The following is an 18,128-nucleotide window of genomic DNA, read 5'->3' as shown; positions in this document are numbered from 1 at the left end:
TTCAACGTTATCAATAAAAGAGCGATTTTAAATATCCATCTTGAGAAGGCGCTTTTACTTGAGCCTTTAGAGAGACACAAATAACAAACCAAGTCGCCCTTTACGCCTATATTTATAAGGGTGGAGGAACTATCAGCTGATAATTTCCACATTATCCTACCGAATTAACAAAAAACCTCTAGACTATTGAAATTGGCATTTATAAGAACCAAAGCGATCTAGATGATTCCTTAACGTAACCTGTTAGTTTTAAAGCAATAAATAATTAAGCCGCATTTAAATACGGCTTTTATAAATGACAAAGTTTTTTAAGGACAGGTATAGCCGCCATCAATCACCAGATCAGACCCAGTCATAAAAGAAGCCTCATCAGAAGCTAAGAAAACCGTGCCATAAGCGATCTCTTTTGGTCTGCCAAAGCGCTTCATTGGTACCATATCGATCAGAGGCCCCCACGCTTCTTTCGGAACAGAACTTTCAAACAGATTGGTATCAAACATCCCGGGGCAGATTGAGTTAATACGAATATTATCTCCGACAAACTCAAGTGCCGCTGATTTAGTCATTAAGCGAACGGCGCCTTTTGTACTCTGGTAAGCCGTGGACGTCCCTGCTCCTGAAATACCATAAATCGATGCAAAGTTTATGATAGAACCGCCACCACACCGACGCATGGCTGGAATCACGGACTTCATGCCCAACAAACAGCCCAACTGATTCACACCCACAATTTGCTCAAACTTCTCTACGGTATGATCCAATAAACCTGCGTGGTAATAGATACCCGCATTGTTGACCAATACATCCAACTTACCGAAGGCTGCTTCGGTTGCGCTAACCGCAGCAATCCACTGAGGCTCTTCAGTAACATCCAAAGCCACCACATCGGCTTTACCACCAGCTGCCCGAATCTCTTCAGCAACCCTAATAGCATTATCCCAAAGCCCCGTTGGTTTCTGACCTTCCGCAATAATGGGATCCTCTGACAAGTTTGCCAGCATTACACTCGCCCCCTCTTCAGCCATCATACGTGCTTGCGCACTGCCTAGTCCGCCACCAGCACCTGTAATCAGTACCACTTTACCTTCTAAACGCCCAGCCATATTCAATCCTCCAAACAGCATTTATTAAGTTACCTAGGAGTATGTTTGAATAGCTCTCAATCGCCGAGGTAGATAAACACCAAACCATGATCAAATTCGAGCGTTTATAAATCCAGCTCAATAAACCCTCATAGATTTAGATAAAATTTTAATAAACTTATTCTTTTAAAATCAGATAGGTAGCGTAATCTTGAGAAAGGAGTAGCAGTAACCGAAATTAACGCGATGCAATTGAACTTTATCAAACCAAAATTATCGATTTTTACAGGCTTAAGCCTACTATTGGCTGTGCTTATGAGTCCGCAAGTCAGTGCTAAAACCTTCTTCATGGACAAAGATGAAGATCCCCCGTCCGGTTATTACAATAACGATGGGCAACGGAACGAAATCATCAAATCAAATGAATCAAAACGAAACTTCAGTAGAAAGCACAAAAAAATCGCTGATTATTTGAATAGCGATAAAGAGCCTTTAGCATCTGATACAAAGTGGACGTCCAAGAAAGTGCTACAAATCGGAGTCATTAAACAATATCGAACTGAGGAATACGCAAAATACGCCTGCAAGGTGATCGATGCGTTTGATATGGAAAGCGAAGGTGTAAAAGTACGGGTTATCTTTCTACCCAATTTAGTGGCCTATAACCGGTTAGAACTGTTGGCAGAACATAAGTGTGTTTGAATCGCTTAACTGCCAACAAGATATATGTCATTAAAACGACCTCCACTACTTAGAAGATCTTTTCAACAACAATACTTAATCCTACAAAAACTAGGTAGACAAATAAAATAGACGGGATATACAGGGCGATACTCAGCATGGAGTCTAAAGCTAAAACCAACCTCGGACGGTCGTCGAGATATTGAAGCTTCGTAATCCCTTTATCGGCAAACCATACAACCAATAAAATAATTGGCAAACCCCACAGCCCCATAGCCCAGTATCCGGCAGCTTCCCTATTTATGTAACTTGAGTATACGAGACTACTTACAACCCAAAACACACAATATATCAAAGCGGTTATTACTAGCCTTTTTCTCGGGTTTAAAACGGGCTTTATAAACATTAACGAAACGAATATGGCAGAGCTTAAGCTGATGTATATCGTTAATTGGTTCATCCTTGATCCTATATGTCATATGAGGGGTATTCAGCAGATTTGTTTAAGGCTGCGAACCTAATTCCACAGCCTTAACCTTAACCACTTAATATGTAATTCAAATATTCAAAACGCAAGAACTGAATACCAAACAAAATAATCAACCCTATACAGGGCTGACTTTATATTCTTGGATGATAAAACCACCCTCTTGGCCCATCTCTACTTTCCAAGTTTCATTAACCAGAAAATTAATCGACTCACCTTTAAACGAGGAATCCTCATAAGTATCAGCCTTCAAACGAATACGTAGTTGAAGCTCTGCAAAATCACCATCTACTGAGATCTCCATCTGCTCTACTAAATGCTGGCAATTCGGCTTAAAAGTTGTACGAGCTATCTGATACCAATCCCTAAAGCCTGCATGTCCTGAGAAATCACCTTCCGGCATTTTAAAGACAATATCTTCAGCTAAGTATGAAAGAAAATAAGCATCGCTATCTGGCAGCACATCAAATTGAGCGAACCATTCGTTCACAAACTTTTTCATTTTAAGTTCTGGCGATCCAAGTTTTTGACTCAGCGATTGAATAAGCTGCTCGCTATGCTCTTTGGCTCGCTCTTCTACTGCTTCCAGAGTGTTGTAAATATTAGGTATGTAAACCATGCTGTGACTATAGATCGGCTGGTGGTATTCCATCTCAGCTAGATAGGCAGTTTGTTCCAACGGTTTTAGCAACTCTTCCATTCGGAAGTGGTTATAACCAAGCGGTTTGTACGCTTCTTCTGGCCCTCCAACTGTCAATGAGAGCACCAACCCCTTCCCCTTTAATTTGTCTCCTTTAGAGCCATAAGCAAAGTCATAAGTGAACGTATCATCCAGCCACTTTTTCAGTAAAGCGGGGACTGAATACCAGAAAAATGGGAATTGAAGCACAACCAACTCTGCTTTGAGTAAAGCAGCTTGCTCAGCTTCAACATCGATTTTGTAATCAGGATAAAGCTCGTCTAATCGACGGATATCAACATCAAGCTCGCTGTTAGCCAAAGCTTCAAGAATAATTTTATTGGCATTAGATTTTTCCAGTTCTGGATGACCCGAAATCACAACTACTTTACTCATAACTCCTCCACACATACTAAGCATCACGTTATTTAAGATGAGTATATGAAAGGCTATAGATAAAAATTAGAGACCATAATGGCACATTATTGTTAACCTTAAGATAACAATCACAGAACATATAAGGTGCTTAAGATGCGTGGAGCGACCTACAATCAGCTAATGATATTTCAGGCCATTGTCGAAGAAAGCAGTATACGTGGCGCAGCGCGTAAGCTTGAGATCTCACCACCATCTGCCAGTAAGGCCTTAAAATCTTTAGAAAAAAACCTAGGTTTGCCTCTATTTAACCGCACTACTCGTAGTATGGAACTCACCGAAGCGGGACAGTTACTTTATGAAAACACCACCACTGCCGTTTCATCTCTTAATGCAGCTATGGAAAGCGTGCATGATCTGAGTACAGATCCTAAAGGCAGCGTTCGAATTACGCTGCCAAAATTTGTTTACCAGTGGTTGCTAGAACCGATATATGCAGACTTTTGTCGCCAGTATCCAGAGATCAATTTAGAAGTATCTATATCAGATGCAACAGTCGACCTCATATCTGAAGGCTTAGATTTAGGGATTCGATTTGGGCATAAAGTGCAGGAAGGGATGATCGCCCGTCAGCTTACAGCCCCAATAAAGGAAGCCCTGTTTGCTTCGGATGACTATTTACAAAACTATGGCATTCCTAAAAGCCTGAGCGATCTGTCTAACCACCGACAGATCCAATACCGCTTTATTGCCTCCAACAAAATTGCCCCACTCACTCTAGAGGATAATGGCTCGCAAATTGAAATTGAGATGCGAAGCGCATTGATCGTGAATGATACCGACATGATGGTGGATGCTGCGAAGAAAGGACTCGGCATTGGCCGTATCGCACTTCCAATCGTTGAGCACAAACTACAAAACGGCACGTTAACGCCGGTACTAGAGGAATATTGGGAGACTTATCCCGGCTTGTACCTCTATTTCCCGCAAAACAGCCAAAAGGCAAGAAGAGTCAGAGTCTTAATTGATTTCTTAGTAGAACGCATAAGCTCATATAATGGCGCGTATGAGTAGATTGAAAACTACGAATTAACTTCAAAGCTAAACATTAACTTTGTATTTAAGATCGTTTACCTCATCACCCGTCATACCTCTAAAACCCCACTGGTAAGGTTGCTGCTCTTGGATGATGATTTCGATATCGACGGGCAGTATCCCAAGTTTCTCTTCGATATTTTGAAACAAGGTTTTAATCAATGCTTTCTGCGTATCAACTTTGCGCCCAGCCATCATATTAATCTCGATAACTGTATAGGCATCACTGCGCCCACCAGGATAGTAAAAATCCTCTTTTGCCATAGGAATAAACCGATGCGCGCGTTTATCCTCAGGAAAACCTAGCACCTCCTGCATACACTGATGAATAACATCCGAGAGCTCTTTTTTGATTGGGTTGAGCTGCTGCTTAATTCCGTAGATAACGATCATCTTACTTTTCCCTGATTTGATACAAACAATACTAAATGGAATTTATTACGATGAAATATCAAGCCCAATGAATGCCATTGGGCAAAGTAAAACTACTGTACTCTAAGTGCAAAACCCTTCTTTGCGAAGGCTCAGTAGCTTTACTTGATGCATGCAGAATGTGTGGCCTCATAACTAGAGCAGACCTAGCTTTTGCTACACAAATAACAGGTTCTTCACTTTGTACCATTTTATTAATATCGCTTTGGCTGATAACACCATTACTATGGCTGACAGGCAAAACTTTTAAACACCCATTATTTTCATCCGTGTCATCTAAATGGATCCGAAATGTCACCATTTGCTCTAAAACAGCGATTGGTGGCTGAACATGATGTACGCCATCTTTAATGCTCCAAGGCCCCCACTCTTCCTCTTCAAACCTATCTGTGACAGCAACGGTCTTATCCTGATGCCAAGTCACCAACCAGTTATTTTCTGTTGTTTTATTAAATAAGATTGCCCTAACTAAGCTTGGTTTCCCTGGCAAAAACTCTTGAGCTTTACCTATTAAAATCTGAGATAAGGCCAACTCACGAATTGAACCAAACTTTTTATCCGCATTTCGGATGCCAGCAGCATTAGCAGGCAAATCAATTGCGTTGATTTCTTCATAAACAGACCGAACCTGCTTAGGTAAAACAAACTCATCTATTAATACATAACCTTGATCAAGCGCTGACACAGGCTACTCCATTTGTAGACAGTAGATTTGACCTCACCAAACTTTCCACCAAGGTTTGAATACGCTACGTTTAAAGCCCATTAAAGGAATAGTTTCTGGCTCTATTAGGCTGTCGTCTATAAACCCTTCCAGCTGATAACCGAAAAACTCTTGAAGAGCAGCCTCACCTAACTCTAGTGGGTGAAAGGAAAATGGATAATCAAATTCATCTTCTTCCTCAGGATCCAGAGCTGGATGCTTTCCTTTCCAATACTCCAGCTCAAATGGAAGCTTCTCGCCTATATCTTCAAGTATTCCAGAATCCGGCGACAAGCTGAGCGCTCGGGTCAATTGCCCCTCTTTCCATGTAGCAAAAGCAAACCAATCGACCACACTATGCATCGCATGGAGGTAAATATTTTCACCTAATGACGGATCTATAAACCGTGGATCTACTCGTGATGGGTAATCACCTGCAAACTCAACCGCGGCGATCACCGAAACCTCACCAAAGCATCCCGCGAAAATGATCTCATCAGGCGGGTTTGTGTAGGAAAGATCACCACCCTCTATCGACTCAAGGTTCTCATTGGGAAATAGCTTTTGAAGTAATTCAGCGGTTGCAGCTTGATTGAGCACTGGATCCTTTTTTAAGTTTTCAGCAGCATCGCCGTTGGAATAGACCAACATCCAAGTTTTAGCACCCATTTCTTCTTTCCTTTTATAGGCTGATTATGGCTTACCTAGCCTAGTGATAATTACGCAGTGATCTCAAGTTGGTAGCCACCCGTTGATTCATAGGCAGCTACCCACACAAGCTAACTGTATTAAGTAACCGCTACAAATTTTTCTCCTTTAAATACTCTGTCAGGATTTCCCCGCTGTAATTCCATATGCTGCTGCCACTGAGTTTTATGCTGTTCAGAAGCATTTTGCTGTTGTTGCTCGTCAAGCTTTTGATAGATGAGTGCTATCGCTAATCTTTTATTCGCATGCTGACTTCGCTCACTTTCGACACGAACAGAAATGCCCGAACTGATATGTGTCGCCTGCACCGCTGAATCAGTTTTATTCACGTGTTGCCCACCCGCTCCAGATGATCGGCAAGTCTTAAACTCTATTTGATGATTAAGTTTCTGCTGATCAATTTCATAAACTTGAGCGCTAAAGAACCAGTTTTTCCGCTTATGTTTGGGCCTAAACGGACTCTGGGAATTCCAAAGCATCACGCCTTTCCAGCGATTAACAAACACTTGAAGCTCTACCGAGTTTGACGCTTTAACTTCCATCAAGATCGACTTTATGGAACGTGTTTCGCTGTAATTAAGCTGCTGTAGCAGATTGATCGCAATTCCCTGTGATTGAGCTTCTTTCTGCATCTGAGTGAAAGCCAGAAAAACAGCCCGACCGCATTCAGCCGGGCCTTTCCCTGAAGAAAGCTGTAACAAAATCATGCTCCACAGCTCCCATTGGTTTTAAAGGTGAGTACAGGACGCAACCTTGCAACAACTTTAATTAACCCTGCATCAACAAGATCATCAATAATCGTTTCACAGTTTTTATAGGCTTGCGGCGCTTCATCATAAAGCAACTCTTTGTTGCCACAGATAACCCGACTTCCTAAGGCCGTTTTGAGTAAGTCATCTTTTTTAAATTTATGACTCAATCTTGCCTGACAATCTCCTCGCTTCCATTTTCGACCCGCGCCATGTGCAAGGGAATAAAGGCAATTTTCAAGGTTCCCCTTGGCCTGATCAGCTGCTGTTACCAGATAACTATAATCTCCACGAGAGCCTGGAATGACCACATATCCCTGATCTGCCGGGGTTGCACCTTTACGATGCAACCAGCCTTTGCTTCCAGCAATTTCCTTTTCAGTGACCAGGTTGTGATTTACATCCAGCAAGCAATCACCACTTTCCCTAATCGCATCTAAGAAACGCAGCGCAATAAGTTCGCGATTCAATTCAGCCCACTTCACAGCGTCATCATGGGCCTTAAGATACTCACTGAAAGAGCTGTCATCTTCGTTAAGACCATCATGATTAAAGTTAGAAATGTGTTCAGTCAAAATTGACTGACCTAAACCACGAGAACCTGAGTGGACTAGAAGCAATAGCTTTTTCGGATCGATATTTAAACGTGCTAAATGATCATCACAATATACGGTCTCTATCGCTTGGAATTCAGCGAAGTGGTTACCTCCACCAATCGTTCCAAACGCGGCATCAAACCCTTGTGCTTGGATGCCTTTCTCGATTTTTCGCTGTTCAATTAAGTCAGCCCAGCTGTCATCAAGTGGGCACTCGATATCACGCAGCTTTTTAGCAATTTTATCGACATTAACTTTGCTTACTTTCGCAGTGCTCTGCCATAAAGACATACCACAGCCAATATCATTGCCGACTAGTGCCGGATAAATCTTGTTAGTTGTAAAGAAAGCTGCACCAATTGGATAGCCGCGGCCTGGGTGCAGATCTGGCATGCCCGCCACGCGGGACATGCCTTCTAGTTCAGATGTTTTAACTAGTTGTTCTATAGCCAAGCCTTCAATCCACGTATCTTTGGACGCAATAAGGCTGACAGAATCAGTAATTTCTTGGACGGATTTGCCCATAGTACCAATACCTATTTATTAGGTTTAAACGAATAACGTATTGGCAGGTCTGATGACCGAGCTAAAGAGAGATGGAAAGAAAAGCTTCCTGCTTCTTACAAGGCACGACCTGCAAAGGGTTTAGTTGTCAGTTCCATGATCTTTCTCCTTTACAGTTAGTTGGTTAAAAAATATGCGGCGGGATATTAATCAGCTAAACCTTAGAAAGCAAGCAATTATTTTGGATGTTTTTCTGCATCGATTCGAACCTTTTAGCAAAAACTCTCTCTGATATAACCCAGATTAGTCAATATTCTTGAGATCTGGCCGTTATAGATAAAACCCCGCATGAAGTTAAAGCGAAAGGATTTATGAAGATCACATCGGATCAGTTGCCACTGCAACAGGGACTTAGTTCAACTCTCAAACCTCAGCAGGTTGAACCTTCTCAAGAACTGAAAAGCCAACTCAAACAGATTAATTCTGTAGAGGTGCAGATAGAACAACTGCGCCAGCAAGATCCGAGTGAGTTTACGCGATTTACTGCATTTGAAGGTAAACATCAGGTCGTGATTCTTCCTGAATCGGAAAAAACCGATCAGATGCATGCGGTCTTGGGCAAGCTATCCCAAGAACAAGGTCAAAACTTAGTTGATCTTGGCATTTTAGAAGATGAGGAGTTCTTAGCGCTTGCACAACAGCTGAGTGATACCGAGCTAAAACAGTTTGCTAACGCAGCACTGGCATTACAAACACCGACCGATTTTAATTCATTTGCGCTCAATTATTCCTCCGGACAACAAAATGCAAAAGACTTCATCCAAACACTCTCCTCTTTGGATAGTGATACGCGTAGCCAAGTGTTGGCAAAAGCGGATGAATTGAGCAGCAAAGTCCCTTTAGCAAACGACGATTCGGTTTACGATTCCGGCGGTTTACTCAATCCAGGCTCCCCTGCCGCTAACGATATTCATAACTTTGTTACTGCTATTAACAATATCGATTCAGAGCAATTATCAGAAGACACTAACCGTATTTTAGATAACCTCGAAGGTACAGATGAACTGCAACAATCTAGTCTATTGCAGCTATTTGGCGGAGACCTAGAACTGAGTTTCCGTTTGTTAGATTCTGTAGAGAGTTTTGAGCCTAAAACTCAAGACGCGGTGGTCGGCTACCTTGCTGAGCTTTCCAAAACAGCCACACAGCCAGATTCGCCAGAACCTCTCATCAACACCTCACAACCCGGAGAGTGGCACGGCGCTGTTTTGAATCATGCTGATGATACCCGTTCAGTTGTTTACGGCATGATAGAAACCTTTGTTTCTCTAACTGAAGATTACACATTTAGTGATGATCAACTAAAAGAGATGGCCACTGACCTTACCCATCTTGATAGCACCCATCAGCGAGCTTATTTGGAGATCACCTCTACCGGTTTGAATACTCTGGTAGGTGATGACTCTCAACATGATCTATCCAGCAATGACGCTGCGCTTTCAACACTCGATACCCTTAGATCGGATCACAATACTCGAATGCTGGTTGCTGAATCTTATATGGGTGAGAAGAGGAACTCTGATGGCCGAGCATTCTATGAAATTAAAGATCGTGATACAGCCATTCAGGATCAGCGCCAAACCATCGAACTCTTAGCCACTCACGCTTGGCTAAATCAAGATGAGCCCGCCCAGACTAAACAATTAGCCAATAACTTAAGTCAGTTAGAGGCCGATCAGCGAGACGATCTAATTAAACAGACCAACCACGCAGGACCAGCAACCTCGCGTTTGGCAGAGCATGATCTAGGGCTATTAGAAGATGATTTTGAGCAGTTCTTAAATCGTACTAATGCGATTATTGAAAGCAAAGGCGTAAAAGACTTAGTCGAGTTTGAATCAGCACTACCCGAACCAGTAAAAGACGATTTTTGGCAAGCTGCTAGTTTTGTTGAAGATCAAGTAGATCAGCTAGTAGAAACACTAACTCCCTTTACCGATAACACCAAAGCGTTCATTTTAGAGAGCATCAACTCGCTAAAAGAAGCTACAGATGAGCAAGAACTAGATATTGATATAGCCAAAGAACAAGCGAAATCGCTTTTAAATTCCATGAGCGAGCTTGTAACAGAATAGCGACAAATAAAAACCACCACTAACCTATGAAAGTCATAGTGTTAGTGGTGGTTTTTTATCAATTAAGCGACATTCTTAACTTTCAGTTTGCGACCGCGCTTTTCTAACACAAGCGGTACGCACTGCTTATCATCATCGTAAATTACGACACAATCTAAACACTGGAAGCACTCGTTGTAGTCAATCACGCCGCTGCGTGGAATCGCTTGGTATTCACACTTCTGTGTACACAAACGACAGGGCGAACCACACTCTTCTCGACGTGGCAGCCATTTATAGATTCGCAGTTTACCCAGTACAGCCATACTCGCACCCAATGGGCAGATATAGCGGCAGTAACCTTTGTAAACAAACAGGCTTAATGCCAATAGCACAACGGCCCACAATACGAATGGCCAAGAGCGATCAAAGATCAGAGTAATACTGGTTTTAAATGGCTCGATCTCTACCACGGAACCTGTCAGTGGAACAGACACGACAGCGACCACTAGAATTAACAGCAGAACCAGATACTTAAGCCCTTTTAGTCTCGCATCGGTTTTCTCAGAAATCTTAATCTGAGGGATTTTCAGGAAGGCTAAAACCTTACCGATAAGTTCCTGCAATGCGCCAAATGGACATAACCACCCGCAGAATGTGCCACGCCCCCAAACAAAGAAGGTAATGCCCACGTAAGCCCAGATAATTACGGTCATAGGGTCGTATAGGAAGAACTCTAAACTGCGCCCTGCTAGCCACGCTTGTAGCACACCGGTAATGTTTACAATCGACAACTGACCTTGTGCGTACCAACCGATAAACACCAAGGTATAGACTAGGTATAGCGGTCTAAACCAACGCAGATGCTGCTGGCCTTTTGTTAGAAGCTGGTAACGCACCAACACAATCGTCAGAACAAACAGCCCTACCAACAGGATAATGATATCTGTAGTGCGTCCTGACCAAAGACTGTGCCAAGTCTTGTTATCCGTTTCAGCAGCGATGTAATAATCGTCATCCAACTCGGTTTTGAAATCCAAAGTTTTACTAACTGTTTCTGGATACAACCAACCCTTTTCACGGCTGATATGCAGCTGAAATTCATAAGGGAATGCTGGATCTAAACCTGCTTGTCCGATTACATGAAATGCCTTCCATTCATGTTCAGATAAAGCTTCAGGCAGTTTAATCTTGTAGTCCAGCTCATACAGATCGAGCAGATCACTTAAATCGAAATCGCGCATTTCAACCGGCAAACTGGCTTGCTGCAGGCTGATTCGCTCCGGCACTTTACCGCGAACAAAGTCCTCACCCACAAATGAGTAGCGACCGCCACCGACGACTAAGAGAAGCTGATCATTCTCTGCCGTACTTTCTTTTAGATATTCCCAAGCTTCTGGCAATAATAGGTTTCGCCCCACTGATGGCACGCTTAGGTTTGCTACATAGAGTTCGATATAGGTATCTTCAGGTGCTTCTAGGCCTTCTTCGTCTAGCCCTTCACCAATCGTATCTTTAAACTGTTGCTCTACCTGATCATTGGTAAAACGGAATTTTTGAATGAGACCTGCATCGATGAGCTGCTCCCAACTCATCGGCTCAAAAAGCTCTTTATCTAAACGTGCGATCAGATCGGGATCTCGCCCTTTAGCAAAGCCTAGTTTTTCACGAGCTACGGTTAATGATGCTGATAATAAAGTCTGGTTTAAAATTCGAACCGATGCCGTCGCCTTAGTTACACCATCAATATAAGCATTGGCTTTATTCTCACGCTGAGCGACCGTCGGGCTGGCATCGATCTTGATGTTCTGCATCAACGAGATGCCAGAGTACTGTTTAGCAAAATCAAAAAGAGGCTTCTCCCCCAAACCTTCAAGAAATACAGGTTCGTGATGAGATAGAACTTTTACGCTGATAAATGATCCCAGCGGGTCCATCGCCACTAAGAGGTTATAAGGCACCCCCGCAAAGCCCGGTACGGCAACCATATCAATTGTTTCATAGGCATAGCCCACCAGCGGCGTATCGGTAGATATCTGCTGGTACAGCGGCCATACCGCAAGGGATTCATCTTTATCGCCGACGATATAGGGAGAAGGAAATGCTTTAACGATGTCATCTTTAGTTAATACGCCAGCGTACACACTGGTAGAAAGACTCATGACTAACGCGCATATAAACAGCACGGTCAATAAGAAAACATAGCTAAGACTACGATTATAGAACTGATACATGGCTACTTATTCTTTTTATTTTTTAACATGCTAACTGCATATTCACGCTGCAATAATTGCATTTAAGACTTAATCACTGGGGTCTTAAGTACAGTACAGCAGCGCAAAAACCGGTGCTAAGGTAACACCGGTTGCAATAACTACAGCTTGTTTAAGACTTTGCAGTTGCTGGGCTTATCTGCGCTTCGACTTCCGTAACGATGGATGCAGGGAATCCACTGCGCTGCGAATGCTCTTCGATTAATTCAGCGTTAGCGCAGTTATAAACGCAAAAAGTTTTATCGCCAGCAACGTAACTGTAATCCCAAGCGATATCTTTATGTTCGCTCTGCATCTCGGCTAGCACCGCGTTAGATTTTGCTGCAGCAGCTTTTAAAGCATCCGCATCGGCAGAACCGATCTCTGGGATATCACGTTCGATGATGAACTTAGGCATGGTGAATTGCTCCAATTATTGTTTTTGTAATCAATCAGAGCATTGATACTAATTTGAAGTTCACTCTTTGAATGCTATCTAAACCGTAGCATCAAACTACAAATTCTGTAGTTAAGAATAAAAACGAAAAAATAGTAGAGATTTTTATGCAGTACATGCAATTTTGCCCAATCGCTAAAGCCTCGGAGCTACTTTGCGAAAAGTGGACGCTTCTTATTGTCCGCGAGCTACTCATGGGTGGAAAACGCTTTAATGACTTTCAGCGCGGCATGGCTGCTATCTCCCCTACTATGCTGACTAAGCGGTTAAATGAACTAACTGCTGCAGGTATTGTGATTCGTAAAAAGATCCCAAACCAACGGGGCTACGAATACTTTTTAACCGAGCAAGGCAAAGAACTTTTACCGATCATTCAGCAAATTGGTGATTGGGGAATGCGTTGGACCCGCGGCCAGATCTCCGACAGCGAACTCGATATTGAATTGCTGATGGTTTATCTCGAACGCAGCATCCAAACCGATAAACTCCCAGACGGCGCAACTACAATCTGCTTTAACTTTTGCGATCGCGAACACTTAGCTAAATGGTGGGTAATGGTCGATGGTAACCATAAAGATGTCTGCACTACAGACCCAGGCAAAGAGGTCGATATCTGGTTTAATACCGATCTGCGCACCATGATTGAGATCTGGATGGGCGATATCAGCTATAAAGCTGCGATCAGACAACACCGCTTAAACCTTATTGGACCTAGCTCTTTAACAGCTAATGTCAGCCGCTGGATGAGCAATAGTATGTTTGCTGATATACCGGCTGCTAATGAGATTTAGGGCTGTTAATTATGCCTGCTATCGACATGATAAGGACATTAACTCAATCAAAAAGCGTGATTTGTTAATAACCTTATTATCAGTTACTTGAAGTCTGGTATGAGGAATTTTGTATGCTCTCGTAGATAGATTTCTAGGTCATCCCAAGAAGATACCTCTTCCTCTGATTGAATACAGTTATTCAAGAAAATTGAAACTTTGTAACCTTTTACTGTTTGCTCAATAGTCCCTTCCCAACGCTCACTATCTCGATCACCTGAAGTAATTATTACTGCACGGAGAAGCTCGTTAGTTGCTAGCTCCTCCTCAATACCCTTTCTTAGATTCTGCTTTTGCTCCTTAACAACTTTGGCTCCATAGTAAGCCGTCCAAACAGACATTAACGCTAGCACATATGAATAACCATGAACCTCTCGTGATCCATGAGTACCAATAAGAAAGTCGGTCAAGTGACTAAGTATTTCATTCATATTTATAACGCTTTCGTAAGATCCGGCATTACTACGAAACAGCTTAGCTTGCAGTTCAGTCGGAAAGGCTGCCGTTGATTGACTTGTTAGTTATTTCTTGAAGCATAAAAAGCCAAAGCCATAAAAGGGTCGGGGCTTACATTGTGCATACAATAGAATGCATGTGTATTCAGGCTGCAACATTCAAGACCTGAACTTATTGTCTCTTTATTATCTCTGATTGATGCTTAAAGTGCCTATGTTAATCAATAACTTTCCTTGATATGTATTCCTGCACTGCATTATGAATTTCTATGACTTCTTCCGGCATTCTTTCTTCTGCATAAAACGCACTATATTTGATGCCTGAGGCTGTAACACCAAAAAGTCTGCAATTTGCATTTAGGATACAAGAAATACAATACACCCCTGGTATAGACTCGTTCGGGTGATATTTTTTATAGTAGGGCCGCGGTATTGGAGTGGCTTCTTTTCGTTGCATTACATAATTATATGAAACGTATTTTTTAAAGCCATTAACAATTCCCTCCTGAACATAAGGGTCACCTAAGGGAAGGTTTAAATCACAGTAAGGAGGTCGATTCTTGGGGTCTAAGGTATGTTCAGGCAGCAGCATACGATCTAGTTCAATGCTAATTGAGAGTCTACGGTCATTATCAGCCGGTTTTTCTTTAGATGCCTTAATTTCACTAGAAGTAGATATCCAATAATTAACTGACTTTTTCTCTACAAGAGATGGATACCATAATTCAATCGTAACAGGGCCATTTCTGTTGTAACTCCACCCCGGGTATTTAGCTACAGCAGACTTAGGAATACGAAGTACAACACTTTCGTTTCCAGAGTTATCAAGCATTTCGAAATCGTAGTAGTCAATCTGCAAACGCCAAAACGCATAAACCACTATCGGTACAAACAAAAAGTAAATCCATTTTTTATTCATTTGCTTCCTAAGTACACATAACGCTTAAAGAAGGGGCGGCTGCGTAGCAGACGTCCCGCTTGCTTTACTTGTTATGCTTAAATTTCTCGTGAGATATAAAAGATACGGCACCCTTCTGGCGGAACCCAACCTTCTTTATACAATTCGATATTGTAGGTAGTTTCGATATCAATTGTTCCCGCCTGCAACACCTCTAGCTCAAAGACTATATCTTCAATATCTTCTATTTGTGCTTCGTTTTTCTCACGAACCACAAACGTAATCTGCATTTCGTTGCCTACAACGACGAACCAGATTCCATATATGTTGCTAGATACAAGCCCCAACGAAGCTTGCACCAAGTCTATAACACAACGATTTTCGACAGTATTTGCTAGTTCAAAATTCATCATGGTGCATAACATTTGTATATACGGGGGTCCGTATATCTACCCTAACCGTATTTGTTTAATAACAGATGTAAGAAATTAAAAAGGAAGGAAAAATTCTGAAATGCTAAAGATTCTTCCGTGACAAACCGCGTATATGCTTTATCGAGTGATATACATCCCCATAAACAAAGGCTCCGTATATCTACCCCGGCTAGACTTCCATCTGTCTGATTTACTTACTTTTTTAACTTAATATTGGTTGCAAAACAAGCAATCTGGGCTGGGAAACCTTTCAGATTCGTTCACTTACTTTGCCAAGTAATAAATATACTGTATGGAAAACCAGACTTTTTACTTAAAATAATAGTCCGCTTTAGGTTCAAAGCGGACTATTTTTAAGCCCTGATATGTAGACAGTTATCAATCATTGAGAGAGCTGCGTTATCAGGTCTTCAACACAGTTAAGTTTTAAACTGTGCGATCAGCTGATGCAGATTACCCGCAGATTTCGATAGGTGCTGGGTCGCTTGTGCTGTTTCTCCAACACCTGTGGCATTTTCAATCGCTAACTGATGGATGTAGTTTACGTTCTCGCCAATCTCATCGGCCACACAAGACTGCTGCTCTGTAGCACTGGCAATTTGCAACATCATCTCACTGATACGCTCTGCACCGGCACCTATAGAGATAATCACATCATTCATCTCTTTAGTGCTTTGAAGTGAAAGTTGAGTTTTCTTGATACTCACATTCATGGATTCACTTGCTCGACGAGTACCCTCTTTTAGCTGGGTAATAATCGCTTCGATATCACGGGTTGAATCCTGCGTTCTTTGAGCAAGAGAGCGCACCTCATCAGCAACCACAGCAAAACCTCGACCATGATCGCCTGCCCTAGCCGCTTCAATCGCCGCATTTAACGCCAATAGGTTAGTCTGTTCGGCAATACTTACAATCACGGCTAAGATAGAGTCGATCTGGGCACTGTACTCTTCTAGATTCAGGATCGCTTGATTGGACTGGTCCACCTCATGAGAGAGCTCCGCTACCGATTGCATGGTTTGCTCTATCCCTTTCTGAGCGGCTACGACTTCTCTGGATGCATTAGATGTCGCATCGGAAACGTTCTGAGCGTTAGAGGCAACCTCTTGAACTGTTGCCACCATCTGTACCATTGCCGCAGAGATCTTTGTTAATTCGTTTTGCTGCAGCTCGGTATTAGTATGAGTTTGCGTAGTTATAACTGATGTTTCTTCACTACTACGTGCCATCTGCTCGCTGATGCTGATCATATCTGCAACCATTTTGCGTAGGTTATCCGCCATTACAGCCATCGAGCTGTAAGCACTACCCTGCTTCTGATCTGTATCGATCGCTAAGGTTAAATCACCCGATGCGATGGTGTCCGCTACCTGCTTCATTTCATACGGTTCACCACCTAATGGCCGTGTAATAGATCGAGCAAACACATACGCAACCGCAATGACGATAACCATTGAGATCAAAACTGTAACCAGAACCGTCATCTTTAAACCTGTTACAGACTCAAGTGCCTCGGCTACGTCAATTTCTGAAATTAGTGCCCAAGTAAGGTCACCGACCTTCACCGATGTATAGGCGGACAGTACTGGGTTACCGTTGTAATCAATCAGCTCAGTAACGCCTTCGTTCTTATTTAACGCCTCGCGAACGGATACCGAATCAATACCGTTTTTCGCAACCGTTCCTGCAAACGAGGCGATTACAGAGTGACCTTCAGGATCTAAAAATGAATCAGAACGCATACGCTTATCGGAGCCAACCAGATAAGATTCACCTGTTTCTCCCATACCATCGCGCTCTTGCATAATTGCACCGATCTTTTCTATGGATAGCTGTAACGCAACTACGCCAGCAAACTGACCGTTCTGTTGGATTGGGTAGGCAATAAAACTGGCCGGTGCATTTGCACTAGGTGCGTATGGAGCGAAATCCTCCAGCACAAATGAGTCCTCATCACGAGCATTTCGGAAAGCTTTAGCTAGACCAGAATCTCGATACGGGCCCGATAGTAAGTTTGTGCCGTAATCCGCTTCACGTGTCACTGTATAGAAGACAGTACCAGCTGGATTGATTAGGAAAAGATCATAATAGCCGTAAGCATTTATATATTTTGCAAAGAAGCTACCTTCACCTCCTTCAACACCAAGCATCTGCTCAATGCTGTTTAGCGTATGGCCTGCAGATGTCATGGAGTTGATCATCTCAGATAGCATCATCACATCGCCTTCGCGCTCGGCAAAGTAGGACTCTATCTGGCTCTGTTTAATGCTTCGTACTGCTTGTAGCTTACTTAGAGCTTGATCATTTAGGCTCTTACTACTGGTATAGGTAAGAAATGCTCCCAAAATCAGCATAGGTACAATACCAATCGCTAAGAAAATGATGGTGAGCTTGCGAGATAGCGTCATCTTAAAAAACTCCATTTTGATTAAAGACCCTAAAAGCAGGAACCGCAGGCTGCCATAGTTTTTAATCAAAACCTATAGATCACTATCTGTTTAAAAATAACTAATATATTTTATTAATATTTTCTAAAATAATTTAATTATTGTTTTTTATATATGTTTTAAAAGGAGTTTAAGAATTATCCCTGCATT

At 42.4% G+C, this 18,128-nt stretch carries 18 protein-coding genes; 4 read left to right on the top strand and 14 right to left on the bottom strand.

Translation table 11 applies throughout. The features are described 5' to 3' along the window. Positions 1-308: 308 nt before the first annotated feature. Positions 309-1,103 (bottom strand): SDR family NAD(P)-dependent oxidoreductase, encoded by a 795-nt coding sequence (locus tag ACMXYN_RS07295; RefSeq protein ID WP_415894167.1) that lies wholly within the window; start codon positions 1,101-1,103, stop codon positions 309-311. A 294-nt stretch (positions 1,104-1,397) separates the two neighbouring features. Between ACMXYN_RS07295 and ACMXYN_RS07290 the strand changes: the two genes are divergently transcribed. Then, on the top strand, positions 1,398-1,784 hold the full coding sequence (locus ACMXYN_RS07290) for a hypothetical protein (RefSeq protein ID WP_415894166.1): 387 nt from the start codon (positions 1,398-1,400) through the stop codon (positions 1,782-1,784). Positions 1,785-1,833: 49 nt separating this feature from the next. On the opposite strand, the gene ACMXYN_RS07285 is transcribed toward ACMXYN_RS07290, so the two are convergent. Next, the gene (locus ACMXYN_RS07285; protein WP_415894165.1) at positions 1,834-2,022 is read right to left on the bottom strand and encodes a hypothetical protein; all 189 of its coding nucleotides are present in this window, start codon (positions 2,020-2,022) and stop codon (positions 1,834-1,836) included. A 346-nt stretch (positions 2,023-2,368) separates the two neighbouring features. Then, a complete protein-coding gene (locus ACMXYN_RS07280; RefSeq protein WP_415894164.1) occupies positions 2,369-3,325 on the bottom strand; it encodes an NAD(P)H-dependent oxidoreductase in 957 nt (318 codons plus the stop codon). A 135-nt stretch (positions 3,326-3,460) separates the two neighbouring features. On the opposite strand from ACMXYN_RS07280, the gene ACMXYN_RS07275 reads away from it, so the two are divergent. Next, positions 3,461-4,378 carry a LysR family transcriptional regulator gene (locus ACMXYN_RS07275; protein ID WP_415894163.1) on the top strand — a complete coding sequence of 306 codons (918 nt, stop codon included), beginning with the start codon at positions 3,461-3,463 and terminating at the stop codon, positions 4,376-4,378. 27 nt (positions 4,379-4,405) lie between these two features. Here ACMXYN_RS07275 and ACMXYN_RS07270 read toward each other — a convergent pair whose 3' ends face one another. The 5 genes from ACMXYN_RS07270 to ACMXYN_RS07250 all read right to left on the bottom strand — a co-directional run bounded on the left by ACMXYN_RS07270 (position 4,406) and on the right by ACMXYN_RS07250 (position 8,112). Next, the gene (locus tag ACMXYN_RS07270; protein WP_415894162.1) at positions 4,406-4,792 is read right to left on the bottom strand and encodes a tautomerase family protein; all 387 of its coding nucleotides are present in this window, start codon (positions 4,790-4,792) and stop codon (positions 4,406-4,408) included. 58 nt (positions 4,793-4,850) lie between these two features. After that, a complete protein-coding gene (locus tag ACMXYN_RS07265; protein ID WP_415894161.1) occupies positions 4,851-5,516 on the bottom strand; it encodes a phytanoyl-CoA dioxygenase family protein in 666 nt (221 codons plus the stop codon). Positions 5,517-5,549: 33 nt separating this feature from the next. Next, on the bottom strand, positions 5,550-6,203 hold the full coding sequence (locus tag ACMXYN_RS07260) for a DUF6928 family protein (protein WP_415894160.1): 654 nt from the start codon (positions 6,201-6,203) through the stop codon (positions 5,550-5,552). A 119-nt stretch (positions 6,204-6,322) separates the two neighbouring features. Continuing rightward, the gene (gene prfH, locus ACMXYN_RS07255; RefSeq protein WP_415894159.1) at positions 6,323-6,949 is read right to left on the bottom strand and encodes a peptide chain release factor H; all 627 of its coding nucleotides are present in this window, start codon (positions 6,947-6,949) and stop codon (positions 6,323-6,325) included. Next, positions 6,946-8,112 carry an RNA ligase RtcB family protein gene (locus ACMXYN_RS07250; protein WP_415894158.1) on the bottom strand — a complete coding sequence of 389 codons (1,167 nt, stop codon included), beginning with the start codon at positions 8,110-8,112 and terminating at the stop codon, positions 6,946-6,948. Before ACMXYN_RS07250 ends, prfH begins: the two co-directional genes overlap by 4 nt. A 350-nt stretch (positions 8,113-8,462) precedes the next feature. On the opposite strand from ACMXYN_RS07250, the gene ACMXYN_RS07245 reads away from it, so the two are divergent. After that, entirely contained in the window at positions 8,463-10,226 is a 1,764-nt protein-coding gene (locus ACMXYN_RS07245; protein ID WP_415894157.1) for a hypothetical protein, read from the top strand. Positions 10,227-10,288: 62 nt separating this feature from the next. Here the strand turns inward: ACMXYN_RS07245 and ACMXYN_RS07240 are convergent, their stop codons facing one another. Further along, positions 10,289-12,367 (bottom strand): 4Fe-4S binding protein, encoded by a 2,079-nt coding sequence (locus ACMXYN_RS07240; protein WP_415894156.1) that lies wholly within the window; start codon positions 12,365-12,367, stop codon positions 10,289-10,291. A gap of 223 nt (positions 12,368-12,590) precedes the next feature. Continuing rightward, complete coding sequence (locus ACMXYN_RS07235; protein WP_415884374.1) at positions 12,591-12,875, bottom strand: nickel-binding protein; 285 nt, start codon at positions 12,873-12,875, stop codon at positions 12,591-12,593. 146 nt (positions 12,876-13,021) lie between these two features. Here ACMXYN_RS07235 and ACMXYN_RS07230 point away from each other — a divergent pair, with 146 nt between their 5' ends. After that, positions 13,022-13,705 (top strand): winged helix-turn-helix transcriptional regulator, encoded by a 684-nt coding sequence (locus ACMXYN_RS07230; protein WP_415894155.1) that lies wholly within the window; start codon positions 13,022-13,024, stop codon positions 13,703-13,705. A gap of 83 nt (positions 13,706-13,788) precedes the next feature. Here ACMXYN_RS07230 and ACMXYN_RS07225 read toward each other — a convergent pair whose 3' ends face one another. The 4 genes from ACMXYN_RS07225 to ACMXYN_RS07210 form a co-directional block, all read right to left on the bottom strand. After that, entirely contained in the window at positions 13,789-14,175 is a 387-nt protein-coding gene (locus tag ACMXYN_RS07225) for a hypothetical protein (RefSeq protein ID WP_415894154.1), read from the bottom strand. Between the two features lie 241 nt (positions 14,176-14,416). Beyond that, a complete protein-coding gene (locus ACMXYN_RS07220; RefSeq protein WP_415894153.1) occupies positions 14,417-15,118 on the bottom strand; it encodes a hypothetical protein in 702 nt (233 codons plus the stop codon). Positions 15,119-15,195: 77 nt separating this feature from the next. Further along, positions 15,196-15,387: a hypothetical protein gene (locus ACMXYN_RS07215; RefSeq protein WP_415894152.1), complete on the bottom strand. Its 192-nt coding sequence runs from the start codon at positions 15,385-15,387 to the stop codon at positions 15,196-15,198. A 563-nt stretch (positions 15,388-15,950) separates the two neighbouring features. Then, complete coding sequence (locus ACMXYN_RS07210; protein WP_415894151.1) at positions 15,951-17,939, bottom strand: methyl-accepting chemotaxis protein; 1,989 nt, start codon at positions 17,937-17,939, stop codon at positions 15,951-15,953. Between the last annotated feature and the right edge of the window lie 189 nt (positions 17,940-18,128).

The organism is Neptuniibacter sp. PT8_73, from assembly GCF_047778045.1.
GTDB lineage: Bacteria > Pseudomonadota > Gammaproteobacteria > Pseudomonadales > Balneatricaceae > Neptuniibacter.
The sequence above is the reverse complement of the archived record's forward strand: the minus strand, read 5'-3'. Positions and strand labels throughout refer to the sequence as shown.